At 55.7% G+C, this 14,978-nt stretch carries 13 protein-coding genes; 8 read left to right on the forward strand and 5 right to left on the reverse strand.

From position 1 onward, the window contains the following. The first annotated feature begins 173 nt into the window (after window positions 1-173). A complete protein-coding gene (dnaK, locus tag PM04_RS12455; RefSeq protein WP_038007319.1) occupies window positions 174-2,096 on the forward strand; it encodes a molecular chaperone DnaK in 1,923 nt (640 codons plus the stop codon). A gap of 73 nt (window positions 2,097-2,169) precedes the next feature. Beyond that, a complete protein-coding gene (gene dnaJ, locus PM04_RS12460; RefSeq protein ID WP_038007321.1) occupies window positions 2,170-3,318 on the forward strand; it encodes a molecular chaperone DnaJ in 1,149 nt (382 codons plus the stop codon). On the opposite strand, the gene PM04_RS12465 is transcribed toward dnaJ, so the two are convergent. Both PM04_RS12465 and PM04_RS12470 read right to left on the reverse strand, forming a co-directional pair. Then, complete coding sequence (locus PM04_RS12465; RefSeq protein ID WP_038007647.1) at window positions 3,315-4,148, reverse strand: ribokinase; 834 nt, start codon at window positions 4,146-4,148, stop codon at window positions 3,315-3,317. The two genes, dnaJ and PM04_RS12465, sit on opposite strands and share 4 nt — an antisense overlap. Continuing rightward, window positions 4,145-6,406 (reverse strand): NADP-dependent malic enzyme, encoded by a 2,262-nt coding sequence (locus tag PM04_RS12470; RefSeq protein WP_038007323.1) that lies wholly within the window; start codon window positions 6,404-6,406, stop codon window positions 4,145-4,147. The genes PM04_RS12465 and PM04_RS12470 overlap by 4 nt, the downstream gene beginning before the upstream one ends. 110 nt (window positions 6,407-6,516) lie before the next feature. Between PM04_RS12470 and mutS the strand changes: the two genes are divergently transcribed. Then, the gene (gene mutS, locus PM04_RS12475; RefSeq protein ID WP_038007326.1) at window positions 6,517-9,138 is read left to right on the forward strand and encodes a DNA mismatch repair protein MutS; all 2,622 of its coding nucleotides are present in this window, start codon (window positions 6,517-6,519) and stop codon (window positions 9,136-9,138) included. Here the strand turns inward: mutS and PM04_RS12480 are convergent. After that, a complete protein-coding gene (locus tag PM04_RS12480) occupies window positions 9,135-9,692 on the reverse strand; it encodes a nucleotide exchange factor GrpE (protein ID WP_038007328.1) in 558 nt (185 codons plus the stop codon). The two genes, mutS and PM04_RS12480, sit on opposite strands and share 4 nt — an antisense overlap. A gap of 3 nt (window positions 9,693-9,695) precedes the next feature. After that, window positions 9,696-10,766: a heat-inducible transcriptional repressor HrcA gene (gene hrcA / locus PM04_RS12485; protein WP_038007330.1), complete on the reverse strand. Its 1,071-nt coding sequence runs from the start codon at window positions 10,764-10,766 to the stop codon at window positions 9,696-9,698. Window positions 10,767-10,867: 101 nt separating this feature from the next. On the opposite strand from hrcA, the gene rph reads away from it, so the two are divergent. The 5 genes from rph to PM04_RS17715 are packed head-to-tail and all read left to right on the forward strand — an operon-like array spanning window position 10,868 to window position 14,082. After that, complete coding sequence (gene rph, locus PM04_RS12490) at window positions 10,868-11,581, forward strand: ribonuclease PH (RefSeq protein WP_038007332.1); 714 nt, start codon at window positions 10,868-10,870, stop codon at window positions 11,579-11,581. After that, window positions 11,578-12,201, forward strand: a complete 624-nt coding sequence (rdgB, locus tag PM04_RS12495; RefSeq protein WP_038007335.1) for an RdgB/HAM1 family non-canonical purine NTP pyrophosphatase — start codon at window positions 11,578-11,580, stop codon at window positions 12,199-12,201. Before rph ends, rdgB begins: the two co-directional genes overlap by 4 nt. After that, window positions 12,198-12,578, forward strand: a complete 381-nt coding sequence (locus PM04_RS12500; protein ID WP_038007337.1) for a RidA family protein — start codon at window positions 12,198-12,200, stop codon at window positions 12,576-12,578. The genes rdgB and PM04_RS12500 overlap by 4 nt, the downstream gene beginning before the upstream one ends. After that, window positions 12,575-13,726, forward strand: coding sequence for a radical SAM family heme chaperone HemW (gene hemW / locus PM04_RS12505; protein WP_038007340.1), 1,152 nt, complete (start codon window positions 12,575-12,577; stop codon window positions 13,724-13,726). The genes PM04_RS12500 and hemW overlap by 4 nt, the downstream gene beginning before the upstream one ends. 2 nt (window positions 13,727-13,728) lie before the next feature. Further along, entirely contained in the window at window positions 13,729-14,082 is a 354-nt protein-coding gene (locus PM04_RS17715; RefSeq protein WP_081946110.1) for a YbaN family protein, read from the forward strand. On the opposite strand, the gene PM04_RS12510 is transcribed toward PM04_RS17715, so the two are convergent. Further along, window positions 14,057-14,974, reverse strand: a complete 918-nt coding sequence (locus PM04_RS12510; RefSeq protein ID WP_038007342.1) for a ParB/RepB/Spo0J family partition protein — start codon at window positions 14,972-14,974, stop codon at window positions 14,057-14,059. The two genes, PM04_RS17715 and PM04_RS12510, sit on opposite strands and share 26 nt — an antisense overlap. Window positions 14,975-14,978 lie beyond the last annotated feature (4 nt).

The following is a 14,978-nucleotide window of genomic DNA, read 5'->3' on the forward strand; positions in this document are numbered from 1 at the left end:
ATCATTCTGATCGTCTCGGGCGCTTGCGGCAGGCCCCGCACGTCCTTATATACCCTGCGAAGCGCGGGATGAGCCACATTTTCGTGACCCCGTTTCGCGTTCGGGATCATGGGGAAGGGGCTGCTAACAGACCTGCTCCGAATTGTATCGCCTAAGTAAGAAGGAATTGTCCTATGGCAAAAGTCATTGGTATCGACCTCGGGACCACGAACTCCTGCGTCGCAATCATGGACGGCTCCCAGCCTCGCGTTATTGAGAACGCGGAAGGGGCCCGTACTACACCCTCCATCGTCGGCTTCACCGAAAGTGAACGCCTTGTCGGCCAGCCCGCCAAGCGCCAGGCCGTGACGAACCCAGAAAACACCGTCTTTGGTGTGAAGCGTCTGATCGGCCGCCGCGTCGATGACGAACATCTGGCAAAAGACAAAAAGAACATGCCCTTTGCTGTCGTAAACGGCGGCAATGGTGATGCATGGGTTGAAATTCGCGGTGAGAAATTCTCCCCGTCGCAAGTGTCTGCCCTCATCCTGCAAAAGATGAAGGAAACCGCCGAGAGCTACCTTGGCGAAGAAGTGACACAGGCAGTTATCACCGTGCCCGCGTACTTCAACGACGCACAGCGTCAGGCGACCAAAGACGCCGGCAAGATCGCTGGCCTCGAAGTGCTGCGCATCATCAACGAGCCGACAGCAGCCGCGCTGGCCTATGGTCTCGACAAAAAAGAAACACGCACCATCGCGGTCTATGACCTTGGCGGCGGTACGTTCGACGTGACCATCCTCGAAATCGACGATGGCCTGTTCGAAGTGAAATCCACCAACGGGGACACATTCCTCGGCGGTGAAGACTTTGACATGCGTATCGTGAACTACCTCGCGGATGCGTTCAAAAAAGAAAACCAAGTTGACCTGACACAGGACAAGATGGCTCTGCAGCGTCTTAAGGAAGCTGCTGAAAAGGCCAAGATTGAGCTGTCCAGCGCCAACCAAACCGAGATCAACCAGCCCTTCATCTCGATGGGTGCCAACGGCCAGCCGCTGCACCTTGTGATGAAACTGACCCGCGCCAAGCTGGAAAGCTTGGTCGGTGATCTGATCAAAGCATCGATGAAGCCTTGCGCCGCCGCGTTGAAAGACGCCGGTATCTCTAAGGATGAGATCGACGAAGTGGTTTTGGTCGGCGGGATGACCCGTATGCCCAAAGTCATCGAAGAAGTGTCCAAGTTCTTCGGCAAAGAGCCGCACAAGGGTGTGAACCCTGATGAAGTTGTTGCAATGGGCGCCGCCATTCAGGCCGGTGTTCTGCAAGGCGACGTCAAAGACGTGGTTCTGCTGGACGTGACGCCGCTTTCGCTGGGCATCGAAACGCTGGGTGGCGTGTTCACCCGTCTGATCGATCGCAATACGACGATCCCAACCAAGAAATCGCAGGTTTTCTCGACCGCTGAGGACAATCAGAACGCCGTGACCATCCGTTGTTTCCAAGGGGAACGTGAGATGGCTGCGGACAACAAAATCCTCGGTCAGTTCAATCTCGAAGACATCCCACCCGCGCCACGCGGCCTGCCGCAGATCGAAGTCACATTTGACATCGACGCTAACGGCATCGTCTCCGTGTCCGCCAAGGACAAAGGCACTGGCAAAGAGCAGAAGATCACGATCCAAGCTTCTGGCGGCCTGTCGGACGAGGACATCGAGCAAATGGTGAAAGACGCCGAGGCAAACGCCGAAGCAGACAAAGATCGCCGCGAGCTGGTGGAAGCCCGGAACCAAGCCGAAAGCCTGATCCACTCCACCGAGAAGTCCATCGAAGAGCATTCCGATAAGGTCGACCCCACAACTGTGGAAGCGATCGAATTGGCAGTTGCCGCTCTGCGCGACGACCTCGATGACGAGAAAGCCGCCGCATCCAAGATCAAAGGAGGCATCCAAAACGTAACGGAAGCCGCCATGAAACTGGGTGAAGCGATCTACAAGGCGCAAGCCGATGCCGAAGGCGGCGAGGCCGAGCAATCCCCCGCAGATGCGGATGGTGGCCCGGATGAAGAAATCCTCGACGCTGATTTCGAGGACCTCGACGACGACAAACGGGCCTAAAGGCCTTCGCACATTGGGGCTCGGCTCGTCCATCGGGCCGAGCCCCTGCGTGTCTCTGAGAGGACACTAATATATGGCAAAACGTGACTATTACGAAGTTTTGGGCATCTCAAAGGGCGCTGACCCTGATGAGATTAAAAAGGCATTTCGGCGCAAAGCCAAAGAACTGCACCCAGACCGCAACTCTGACAATCCAAACGCTGAATCTCAGTTCAAAGAGGCCAATGAAGCCTACGATGTTCTGAAAGACGCCGAGAAGAAGGCTGCGTACGACCGTTTTGGTCACGCTGCATTCGACGGTGGCATGGGCGGCGGCCCACGTGGCGGTGGCGGCGGCGGGCAAGGCGACTTCGCCTCTGCTTTTTCCGACGTCTTCGAAGACTTGTTCGGCGACTTTATGGGCGGCCAACAGGGTCGCGGTGGGCGCCAACGCGCCACGCGCGGTTCTGATCTGCGTTATAACCTGCGCATCACACTCGAAGATGCCTTCGCCGGATTGCAACAAAGCATCACCGTTCCGACCTCAATCAGCTGTGATACGTGTAGCGGGAGTGGGTCCGAAGGCGGATCTGAGCCTGCGAACTGTCCAACATGCTCTGGCATGGGCAAAGTCCGCGCGCAGCAAGGATTTTTCACAGTTGAACGTACCTGCCCCACCTGTTCCGGCGCGGGTCAAATCATCAAGAACCCCTGCAAATCCTGTGGCGGTGCCGGACGTAAGGAAAAAGAGCGGCAACTGTCGGTCAACATTCCTGCGGGCGTCGAAACCGGAACGCGCATTCGCCTAAGTGGCGAAGGCGAAGCCGGTTTGCGCGGCGGTCCTGCGGGCGATCTCTATATCTTTATTGAGGTTCAGGATCACCCGATCTTCCAACGTGATAACACCGATCTTTTCTGCCGTGTGCCGGTTTCTATGGCGACTGCAGCCATAGGTGGCGAAGTTGAAGTACCGACAATCGACGGTGGCCGGTCGCGCGTAAAGGTGCCCGAAGGTTCGCAATCGGGCAAACAAATGCGCCTCCGTGCCAAAGGTATGCCCGCCCTGCGTGGCGGTGGTGCCGGTGACATGTACATTGAACTGGCAGTCGAGACGCCCGTGAACCTAACAAGCCGTCAGCGCGAATTGTTGAAGGAATTCGCGACCATGTCCGAAGAAAACAACCCGCAAGGCGCGACATTCTTCAACAAGGTCAAGAAGTTCTGGGATGGAATGACCAGCTAAAGCCCGATCACTCGATCTACATCTTCCTTTGAGGGCATCGCATCTGCGGTGCCCTTTTTCGTGACTTGCAAAGCCGACGCAACTATCGCCCTGCGCAAAGCGCCCTCTTTGGAGGCACCGCCATCCAACGCGGCAACCAAAGTACCCGCAAAACAATCGCCCGCGCCCGTTGTGTCGATGGCCGTCACTGGATGGGCAGGCAGGTGCGCGATACCGATCCACTCTGCGCCCTTTGCACCGCGGGTCACAACTCGGTCGGTTTCAATATTGCCCAATTCAGTCTCTAATGAAGCATTTTCCAGCGCATTCACTAGTAACAAGTCAACGAACGGTAGGATTTCTTGCACTGATTTAGCATCAAACGGAGCAGCAGAATAAACCACACGCAACCCTTTAGCCTTCGCCTTACGGGCGGCTTCTACAGTTCCATTTGTTTCATTCTGAAGCAAAAGTGTGTCGCCCCGCTGCGCGTCAGCAAAGTCCGGATCCGGGATCATCATATTGGCACCCGGGTATACGAGGATCGCATTCTCTCCGGCAGCATCGACTTGGATAATCGCATGCGCAGTCGGTGCATCGACGCGGGAAATACGTGAAACATCGACGCCAAATTCAGCTAACGCTTCGACAGCCCAATCGCCATCTGGGCCGACGGCGCCGATGTGACAAACATCGGCGCCAGCACGAGCAGCGGCAACAGATTGGTTCGCCCCCTTGCCGCCCAATCCCTTAGAATGGTTTTGGGCCATCAAGGTTTCCCCCGGCTCGACTAAATGCGGAACCGTATAGAAATGGTCCGCATTTATCGAGCCAAGGCACCAAACGGTCACCCGCCCACCTTGCACGCTGCCATCAACGCCATGTTCAACACATCGTTAACCTTGGATACGGCAGAGGTAATCTGGATTGGCCGTTCAATCCCAGTCAAAATCGGACCGATCACCGTGGCGCCCGCCATTTCTTGCATCAGTTTCACCGAGATTGATGCTGAGTGCCGCGCCGGAACGACCAAGACGTTTGCCGGTCCCGTTAACCTTTGAAACGGGTATTGCGCCATAATGTCGGGGTTAAGCGCCACATCGACAGTCATTTCGCCTTCGTATTCGAAGTCCACCTGCCGCTCATCCAGGACTTTGCAAGCATCGCCCATCTTCGCCGCACGCTCAGACACTGGGTAACCAAAGGTTGAGAAACTGGCAAACGCTACCCGTGGATCCAAACCAAATCCACGTGCAACACGAGCACCTGCCGTTGCGATTGTGGCCAAGTCTTCGGCGTCGGGCCATTCGTTAACCAAGGTATCGCCGATCATAACGATCCGACCGCGATGCAACAGCGCGGTAATGCCCACGGCATTCTTGTTGTTCTCAACGTCGAATACGTGCTGAATCAGCCGCATAACATGCGCCGATTTTCGCGTGGCACCCGTAACCAAGCCATCACCATGATCATGCGCCAGCATCAACGCCGCAAAAACATGGCGATCGCGGGTCACCAGCCGGTGCACATCCTGCCGATCATAACCTTTACGCTGCAATCGTGCGTAGAGGAATTCTTTATACGTATTAAGATGCTCGGTGTTGCGCGCGTTAACGATCTCTAGCTCACGCGCCGCGTCGCCCAAACCAACTTCGGTCAACTTGGCACGTACATCATCTTCGCGCCCGACAACTCGCGATTTGCCAAAGCCGTTACGCTGATACGCAACAGCCGCCCGAAGAACGCGAACGTCATCACCCTCGGCAAAGATCATGGTGGCCTGCGCAGCCCGGGCGCGCGCGTTGATTCCTTGCAGAATGCTGGCGGTTGGGTCCATCCGCTGACGCAGAGATTCCGTGTATCCCTCTAGGTCGACAATCGGCCGCCGCGCGACGCCTGTATCCATACCAGCCTTCGCAACAGCAGGTGGAATGACGTGAATCAAACGCGGATCGAACGGTGTGGGAATGATATAATCGCGTCCGAATGACAGCTTACGCCCATAGGCCATAGCCACCTCATCGGGCACATCTTCACGCGCCAAGTCGGCCAGAGCACGTGCGCAGGCGATCTTCATATCGTCATTGATCGCGCGTGCATGAATATCCAAGGCACCGCGGAACAGATATGGGAATCCAAGTACGTTGTTGACTTGGTTAGGATAATCGCTGCGACCTGTGGCGACGATAGCATCCATCCGAACTTCGTGCGCTTCCTCCGGAGTGATCTCTGGATCGGGGTTCGCCATCGCGAAAATCACCGGGTTGTCGGCCATGGCCGCTACCATTTCCGGGGTCACCGCGCCTTTGGCCGACACGCCAAGGAAAACATCCGCACCGTTCATCGCATCCTCAAGGGACCGCGCATCGGTGGCTGCTGCGTGTGCAGATTTCCACTGGTTCATACCCTCAGTGCGGCCCTGATAGATCACACCTTTCGTGTCACAAACGAGGCAATTGTTATGCTGCGCACCCATCGCCTTCAGCAATTCGATACACGCAATCCCCGCAGCACCAGCCCCGTTAAGGACGATCTTAACATCCTCAATTTTCTTGCCAGAAATCCGCAGAGCGTTGATCAAGCCAGCGGCACAGATCACAGCTGTCCCATGCTGATCATCGTGAAAGACGGGAATATCCATCTCTTCTTTAAGGCGCTGCTCAATCATGAAGCATTCCGGCGCCTTAATATCTTCAAGGTTAATACCACCAAAGGACGGACCCATAAGACGGACAGCGTTAACAAAGTCATCTACGTCTTCGGTGTCGAGCTCAATATCGATGGAATTCACATCCGCGAACCGTTTGAAGAGCACGGATTTGCCTTCCATCACGGGCTTTGATGCCAACGCCCCAAGGTTGCCCAAACCCAAAACCGCCGTCCCGTTGGAGATCACGGCAACCATGTTACCCTTGGTCGTATAGTCGTAGGCAAGGCTGGGATTAGCTGCGATTTCCTCACAAGGGACAGCAACGCCCGGCGAATATGCCAAGCTTAGATCGCGCTGCGTCGCCATTGGTGTTGATGCGTTAATCTCAAGCTTGCCCGGCGTTGGCTCTAGGTGATAGGCGAGCGCCTCTTCGCGGGTAACTTTTGTTTTGCTAGCCATGTTTTCCTCCACTTTTGTCCAGTCTTAGCCGGGTCTGATGCCGGTGCCAATTGCGCCTTTGTGACCAAGCCGATACGTTCGCGCGAGGGTTCAAACTGGGGGGCGCGCCTATGTCGAACGTCACGCCGATGATGGCGCAATATCTGGAGATCAAGGAGGACGCGCCCGACGCGCTCCTGTTCTATCGGATGGGCGATTTTTACGAGATGTTCTTTGATGATGCCGTCGCCGCGGCAGAAGCGCTGGATATTGCGCTGACAAAGCGCGGCAAACACCAAGGCGCGGATATTCCGATGTGTGGCGTGCCCGCGCATTCTGCCGAGAACTACTTTTTGACGCTTATCCGCAAAGGGTTCCGCGTCGCTGTATGCGAGCAGTTGGAAACCCCAGAGGAGGCGAAGAAGCGTGGCTCAAAATCCGTCGTAAAGCGCGGAATTGTACGCCTGGTCACCCCCGGAACCCTTACGGAAGACAGCCTGCTAGAGGCGCGGCGTCATAACTATCTCGCTGCATATTGCAGTGTTAGAGACGATTCTGCGCTTGCGTGGGTCGATATTTCCACCGGGGCATTTCATGTCACGCCCTGCCCGCCAGTTCGGCTGGGGCCAGAGTTGGCGCGGCTGGGGCCGCGCGAAATTGTTGTCGCCGAAGGACGTGAAGAAGAGGTCCGCGAAACGGTTGAAGATGCCGGTGCTGCCCTTACCACAGTCGCACGATCCGCTTTTGACAGTGACGGTGCAGACAGCCGGTTGTGCGCGCTTTTTGGCGTCGCGACGCTTGAGGCGTATGGAAGTTTTAGTCGCGCCGAATTGGGTGCTATGGGCGCGGTGGTTAGCTATCTGGACCTGACACAGCGCGGGCAGCTTCCGCTTTTACGCCCGCCAGTCAAAGAAGCCACCCAACGCTTGATGCAAATTGATAGCGCGACGCGGCGCAACCTTGAACTCACGCATAGCTTGTCTGGTGGGCGCGCCGGATCACTTTTGGCATGTATCGACCGAACGCTAACCGCGGGCGGTGGGCGGTTATTGGAACGTCGCGTTTCTGCACCATCCACGCAAATTGATGTAATTAACGCGCGACTTGATGCGATCACTTGGGCCAATAGCAATAGCAATCTGACCCAAACGCTGCGCGACGCCCTGCGCAAAACACCTGATATGGACCGCGCCCTATCGCGCCTTTCGCTGGATCGTGCCGGGCCACGCGATCTTGCTGCAGTACGGGACGGGCTGCACCAATCACTACGCATATCAGAGGCGCTATCAGCCGAAGCTATGCCTGATTTAATTAAGGAAAGCGTTGACGCCCTGACCGGGCATTCTGGGCTTTTGGATCTGTTGGACGATGCGTTAGTCGCAGAACCACCCTTGTTGGTGCGCGACGGTGGGATGGTCGCCCCTGATTATAACGCCGAGCTTGATGAGGCCCGGTCACTGCGTGATGAGGGGCGCGGTGTTATTGCCGCCATGCAGGCTGATTTTGTCTCTAATACAGGGATTTCTAGCCTGAAGATCAAGCACAACAACGTGCTTGGCTACTTTATCGAGGTTACTGCAACCCATGCTGACAAAATGCATGCCATCGATACATTCATCCACCGGCAGACAACCGCAAACCAGGTTCGGTTCACAACGGTCGAGCTATCAGAACTAGAGACCAAAATCCTTAACGCGGGCTCTCGCGCGCTTGAGCTGGAAAAACGCATCTATGAAACGCTGCGACAGTCGATCTTAGAGGCTTCGGACGGCGTATACCAAGCCGCTCGCGCGCTTTCAGAGCTGGATGTCACGACCGCGTTGGCTGACTTGGCCACAGGCGAAAACTGGAATCGCCCCGAGATCACGCGTGATCGTGATTTTGCGATCATCGGCGGGCGTCATCCGGTTGTAGAGGCCGCACTCAAAAGCCAAGGCGCCCAGTTTGTTCGCAACGACACACAACTGACGGCCACTGAGACCGCCTCAATTTCGTTACTGACCGGCCCGAACATGGCAGGTAAATCGACGTATCTTCGGCAAAACGCTCTGATCGCTCTCATGGCGCAAATCGGCAGCTTTGTTCCTGCCGAAAGCGCCCGCATTGGCGTGGTGAGCCAGCTATTTTCACGCGTGGGCGCATCGGATGATCTGGCGCGTGGGCGATCCACCTTTATGGTTGAGATGGTCGAGACAGCCGCAATCCTGAACCAAGCAGACGACCGCGCGCTTGTGATTTTGGATGAAATTGGCCGCGGGACAGCGACCTACGATGGGCTTTCCATCGCGTGGGCCACGCTCGAACACTTGCATGACGTTAACCAATGTCGCGCGCTATTTGCCACGCACTACCATGAAATGACCCAACTTGCCGCTAAACTGCCGGGCGTCGAGAACGCCACGGTCGCGGTTAAGGAATGGGAAGGCGATGTTATTTTCCTGCACGAAGTCCGACTGGGCGCGGCGGATCGCAGTTATGGTGTGCAAGTTGCCAAGCTGGCTGGCCTGCCGGAAAGTGTTGTTGCTCGGGCACGTTTGGTCCTGGAGGCGCTGGAAAAAGGCGAGCGGGAGGGCGGAAACCAAAAGGCGTTCATCGACGATCTGCCGCTTTTTGCAGCTAAGCCCGTGCCCCCGCCAGCACCACAAACAAAAAGCGCAGCCGAAGGACGGCTGCGCGATGTTTTGCCAGATGAGCTAACCCCAAAAGAGGCGCTTAACCTGATCTACGAACTGAAAGCGCTCGCTAGCGATTAACCAGCGGGCGTCGACGACACGCCGACCTGCGCAGGGCGCAAAAGGCGGTCGTGCAGCATAAAGCCTTCGGCCATTACCTGAATGATGTCACCGGCTTTAGTGCCCGGAACGGGGGCTTCGAACATGGCCTGATGCATTTGTGGGTCGAATTTTTCGCCCATTTCAGGGCTCAGGATCGTGATCCCGTGCTTTTCAAACACATTAGACAGCTCTTTCAGCGTTAGCTGAATGCCTTCGATCACGCCGCCAACCTCATCTCCGGCCGCATCAAGCGCCCGCTTGAGGTTGTCATAGACGGGCATCATATCGCGCGCGAGCTTGGAGCCGCCATATTGCTCTGCCTCACGGCGATCGCGCTCAGACCGTTTGCGCAGGTTCTCAGCATCGGCCAAGGCGCGCATAAAGCGGTCTTTGTAATCATCACGCTCAGCAATGATCGCATCCACATTTGGTCCCGGCTCTTTCGGGCCCTCAGCCATCGCGGCATCGAGGTCGAAATCTTCCTCAACGGCTTCGGGGTCATCCAGAAACGGCTCTTCTCTCGGCTCAGCCATAACTCACCTTTGTCTGTTCGCGTCGGAAATCAGCTTTCCAACCAATTGCGCCGTGTAGTCCACGATCGGCACGATCCGTCCATAATTCAGCCGGGTCGGTCCAATCACGCCAACGGCGCCGATAATCTTTCGATCAGCGTTCATATAAGGACTAACGACCAAAGAGGAACCCGAAAGTGAGAACAACTTGTTCTCTGAACCGATAAAAATGCGCACACCTTCGCCGTCTTCGGCCAGCTCCAGAAATTCGGAGATATCGCGCTTGCGCTCAAGGTCGTCGAACAGCACTCGGATGCGTTCCAGATCCTCTGGGGCGCTTTCACCCAACAGGTTTGCGCGACCTCTGACGATCAGGCGTTCATCCCGATCACCAGCCTTGTCCCAAACTGCGATCCCGCTCTCGACCAGCTCTTGCGCAAGGACATCAATTTCTTGCCGCCGCTGGGATATCTCGCGCGCCATCATTCCGCGCACATCACTTAGAGTTTTGCCCTCAATCAGCGCATTCAAAAAGTTGGCCGCTTCGCGCATAGAACTGGGTGTTTGGCCTGCTGGCGGCTCAAAAACGCGGTTTTCGACGTGTCCATCGGCAAAAACCAGCACAACCATCGCGCGGTCTGCGGCAAGGCTGACGAACTCAATATGCTTGATCGGGGCTTCGTGTTTCGGCGCAAGAACGAGGCTGGCACCTTGGGTCACGCCCGAAAGAGCGGAACCCACACGGTCCAACAGGCCGCTGACATTACGTTCGGGATTATCGACCGTGGCGTCGATCTTTTCCCGGTCATCATCCCCAAGATTGCCAACCTCAAGCAGGCCATCAACGAACATGCGCAGGCCCTGTTGGGTAGGGATACGGCCCGCGGATACGTGAGGGGCTTCGATCAGGCCCAAAAACTCGAGGTCCTGCATGACGTTGCGTATGGTTGCCGCGCTGACCTTTTCCGAAAGGCTCCGCGTCAGCGTCCGCGATCCCACGGGCCCGCCTGAGTCGAGATAACCTTCTACCACCCGGCGAAATACTTCGCGGGAGCGGTCATTCATTTCCTCTAGGATATGGGCGCTGTCTGTCATGGCCTACCTGATCTAAGGAGCGCGCGGCCGTCCGTCAATTCCCTTGCACGTATGCTGTGCGCGCGGCAAACAGGGGCCAACGCACACGAAAGGATATCCCCATGCGCCCATCCGGCCGCGAACTGAACCAAATGCGCCCTATTGAGATCGAAGTCGGTTTCACAAAACACGCCGAGGGCTGCTGTCTTATTAAGGTCGGCGATACCCATGTGCTGTGCACGGCCTCACTAGAAGAGCGCGTGCCACCCTTTTTGCGCAACACAGGTCTGGGCTGGGTGACGGCTGAATACGGTATGCTGCCCCGCGCGACCAATACGCGGATGCGCCGCGAAGCTGCATCGGGCAAACAATCCGGTCGCACACAAGAAATTCAACGCTTGATCGGGCGGTCCCTGCGGGCTGGTGTTGATCGCAACGCATTGGGTGAGCGGCAAATCACTGTTGATTGCGATGTTATCCAAGCGGATGGCGGCACGCGCTGTGCAGCGATCACAGGTGGTTGGGTGGCCCTTCGCCTGGCGGTGAACAAGCTGATGAAGGCCGGCGACATTGTAACCGACCCAATTACGGATCACGTCGCGGCCGTTTCCTGTGGCGTATATGCCGGGCAAAGCGTGCTGGACCTTGACTACGCCGAGGATTCCCAGGCCGGAACGGATGGGAACTTTGTGATGACCGGCGACAGCGGTTTGATCGAAATCCAAGCCTCAGCCGAGGGCGCAACATTCTCCAAGACGCAATTCGCAGAGTTGATGGCGCTGGCGGAGCAAGGCGTTGCCGATCTGGTCACAGCACAAAAGATCGCCACGTCATGAGGCAGTTCGAGGGGGACGCACTTCTGATTGCCACACACAATACGGGCAAGCTTGAGGAAATTGCGGCCCTCTTGGCGCCCTATGGCATCAAATGCACATCAAACGCCGATCATAATCTGCCAGAGCCAGATGAAACCGAGACCACGTTTGTTGGTAACGCGCGGATCAAAGCACACGCCGCAGCCCGCGCCACCGGTTTGCCCGCGTTAGCAGATGACAGTGGGTTAACCATCGATGGTCTTGGTGGCGCGCCCGGCGTTTATACTGCCGATTGGACGGAAACCCTGCAGGGACGCGATTTCGTGATCGGAATGACCCGCGCGTGGACCGAGCTGGAGGCCGCGAATGCCCCCTATCCGCGGACTGCGCAATTCAATTGCACACTCGTTCTTGCATGGCCCGACGGTCATGACGAAGTTTTTCCGGGTGTCATGGCCGGGCAGATCGTCTGGCCAATGCGCGGTGATCAAGGCCACGGGTACGATCCAATTTTTCAACCCAACGGGTATTCGGAAACGTTTGGTGAAATGGATCGCTGGGAAAAGAACCAGATCAGCCACCGTGCAGACGCGTTTAAGAAGCTTCAGGCGATTTTTGCTAGGCGCGGTATTAAATCATGACCAAACGGTTAATCTCCAGCGGGTCGCCGTTTGAGGCTGAAGTGGGCTATTCCCGTGCGGTTGTTCAAGGCAATTGGTGCTTTATGGCAGGGGTCACGGGGTTTGATTACACCACCATGACATTGCCGGATACCATTGCGGCGCAGGCGCGGCAGTGTTTTGTGACCATCGATTCCGTTTTGAACGATGCCGGGTTTGCACGAGCCGACATCGTGCGCGTTACACACTACGTTACAGACCGTGCTTTGGTTGACGAACTTAAGCCAGTCCTGAGTGAACATTTGGGCACCATCCGACCTGCTGCAACGATGGTGATCGCCGATCTAATGACACCAGAGATGTTGTACGAAATCGAAGTTACGGCCTTTAAGGGATGACCCAAACACCCGGTGGTTTTGGGCTATACCTGCATTGGCCGTTTTGTCAGGCAAAATGCCCGTATTGCGATTTCAACTCCCATGTTTCTGCCAATATTGATCAAGCCCGCTGGCAAGCTGCATATCTGAGCGAGCTAGACCGCGCTGCAGCAGAGACGAAAAACCGTGTGTTAGAGACTGTTTTCTTTGGCGGCGGCACACCATCATTGATGGATCCGTCGCTGGTGAACGCGATTATCGAGCGTATCCGCCAAAACTGGCCAATGGTGAATGATCCTGAAATCTCGTTAGAAGCCAATCCGACGTCGGTCGAGGCTGGACGCTTTGCCGGGTATCGTGATGCCGGGGTTAACCGGATATCGATGGGCATTCAGGCGCTGAATGATACAGACTTGCGTCGACTGGGGCGCATGCACTCAGTTAAGGATGCAAGAGCTGCCTTTGACACAGCAAGAAACCTGTTTGATAGGGTCTCTTTCGACCTGATTTATGCGCGGCAAGATCAAACGCTTGAGGATTGGAAGGCAGAGCTGACGGAAGCGCTGAACATGGCAATTGACCACCTTTCGCTTTATCAGCTTACGATCGAAGATGGCACAGCGTTCGGAGCGCGGCACGCTGCTGGCGGCCTGAAGGGTCTGCCGGATGATGACACGTCCGCCGATATGTACCTGCTTACCCAAGAAATCACTGCTGATGCAGAACTTGGCAGTTACGAAGTCTCTAATCACGCACGCGAAGATGCCCAATCGCGGCACAACCTGATCTATTGGCGTGGCGGTGACTACATTGGCATTGGTCCCGGCGCCCATGGCCGACTGACGCTAAATGGTCAAAAATTCGCAACGGAAACTGAGCTGAGTCCGCTTGGCTGGCTCCTGAACGTTGAAAAAAAGGGAAGCGGAGAAACGCTGCGTGACCTGGTGCCCTCTTCTGAGCAGGCTCTTGAATACCTCATGATGTCCCTTCGATTGAGTGAGGGCACAGATCTTGTCCGGTATAGAAATTTGGGCGGCAAGCTCGCGCAGAATGCGGCACAAGACTTAGTTCAGCTTGGGCTTATAGAGATTGACGAAACCCGTTTGCGCGCCACTTCTCAAGGCAGGCCGGTTCTTAACGGCCTTCTTAGGAACCTGATTGCTGAGTAAGTATGCGCATCATTTGGATCATTGGCGGTTTGGTTTCACTCGGCCTGGGTATCCTCGGCATACCGCTTCCATTGTTGCCGACGGTCCCATTCCTATTGCTCGCAGCATTTTGCTTTTCGAGGTCGTCTGATCAGTTGCATGGATGGCTGCTCGCGCACCCAACGCTTGGGCCACCTATTCACAATTGGCGCCAGTCGGGTTCAATTTCTCGATCAGCAAAAATTACATCAACAGCAATGATTGCGGCATCCCTAGGGGTCGCGCTTTATTGGCAAATTTCGTTGATCATAGTATTGGTACAAATGACCGTTCTGGTCGGAGTATCCTATTTTATCTGGTCTCGACCGGAGGCATGATTGTCAAAAGACGGCATAGCTCATCTAATTGATCCAATGACTTATATGAGATTGTAATTGAACCAGTCTCACTGTCTGCGACGTGGTCGATATCAACGTTCATCCCAAGATTTGCGGATAAATCATCCTCTAACGCCTTTGTATCCGCATCCTTTTGCGTTGCGGACCTAGCTTTGCGTGGCGCGGATTTCGCAGAACCAGCAGGCTTTGCCTTAGCCAGTTTTTCGGTTTCACGTACCGATAATTTTTTAGTTAAGATCGCGCGCAACAATTCCGTTGGATTGTCCGCAGTCAACAGCGCGCGACCATGGCCGGCTGTAATTTCACCGGTACTCAGGACGTCCTGAATAGCATTAGGAAGTGACAAAAGGCGCATGGAATTTGCGATGTGGCTGCGACTTTTGCCAAGTGCCGTTGCAAGCTTTTCCTGCGTATGCCCAAACTTCTCCATGAGCTGACGGTAGCCTGCGGCTTCTTCAATCGCATTCAGGTCAGCCCGTTGAATGTTTTCAATGATGGCGACTTCGAGAACCTCGATATCGTCAAAATTGCGAACAACAACAGGCAGTTCGTGCAGCTGAGCGGCCTGAGCGGCACGCCAGCGGCGTTCGCCCGCTACGATTTGATAGGATGTTGGATCGCCAGGTAGTGGCCGAACGATAAGTGGCTGGATAACGCCCTTCTCTCGAACCGAATTCGTTAGATCGGTGAGGTCATTTTCTGTGAACTGCCGGCGGGGCTGATCAGGGTTAGCATAGATACGTTCAATCGGAACCGTTTCGAACCCTTTGCGTCCTTCCACCTGTGAAGGCGTTGCGGCTTCGACGTTCACGTCTGCCATTAAGGCGGACAAACCACGACCCAAGCCGCGTCGATCTCTTTTTTCAGCCATCGGT

It is taken from the genome of Thalassobacter sp. 16PALIMAR09, assembly GCF_000765485.1.
In the GTDB taxonomy this organism is placed as follows: domain Bacteria; phylum Pseudomonadota; class Alphaproteobacteria; order Rhodobacterales; family Rhodobacteraceae; genus Thalassobacter; species Thalassobacter stenotrophicus.

Coding starts and splice junctions, on each gene's coding strand:
- PM04_RS12500 (WP_038007337.1), top strand. CDS start 12,198: ATGACCAAACGGTTAATCTCCAGCGGGTCGCCGTTTGAGGCTGAAGTG.
- PM04_RS12480 (WP_038007328.1), bottom strand. CDS start 9,692: ATGGCTGAGCCGAGAGAAGAGCCGTTTCTGGATGACCCCGAAGCCGTT.
- dnaJ (WP_038007321.1), top strand. CDS start 2,170: ATGGCAAAACGTGACTATTACGAAGTTTTGGGCATCTCAAAGGGCGCT.
- PM04_RS12510 (WP_038007342.1), bottom strand. CDS start 14,974: ATGGCTGAAAAAAGAGATCGACGCGGCTTGGGTCGTGGTTTGTCCGCC.
- PM04_RS12470 (WP_038007323.1), bottom strand. CDS start 6,406: ATGGCTAGCAAAACAAAAGTTACCCGCGAAGAGGCGCTCGCCTATCAC.
- hrcA (WP_038007330.1), bottom strand. CDS start 10,766: ATGACAGACAGCGCCCATATCCTAGAGGAAATGAATGACCGCTCCCGC.
- hemW (WP_038007340.1), top strand. CDS start 12,575: ATGACCCAAACACCCGGTGGTTTTGGGCTATACCTGCATTGGCCGTTT.
- rdgB (WP_038007335.1), top strand. CDS start 11,578: ATGAGGCAGTTCGAGGGGGACGCACTTCTGATTGCCACACACAATACG.
- PM04_RS17715 (WP_081946110.1), top strand. CDS start 13,729: ATGCGCATCATTTGGATCATTGGCGGTTTGGTTTCACTCGGCCTGGGT.
- mutS (WP_038007326.1), top strand. CDS start 6,517: ATGTCGAACGTCACGCCGATGATGGCGCAATATCTGGAGATCAAGGAG.
- rph (WP_038007332.1), top strand. CDS start 10,868: ATGCGCCCATCCGGCCGCGAACTGAACCAAATGCGCCCTATTGAGATC.
- dnaK (WP_038007319.1), top strand. CDS start 174: ATGGCAAAAGTCATTGGTATCGACCTCGGGACCACGAACTCCTGCGTC.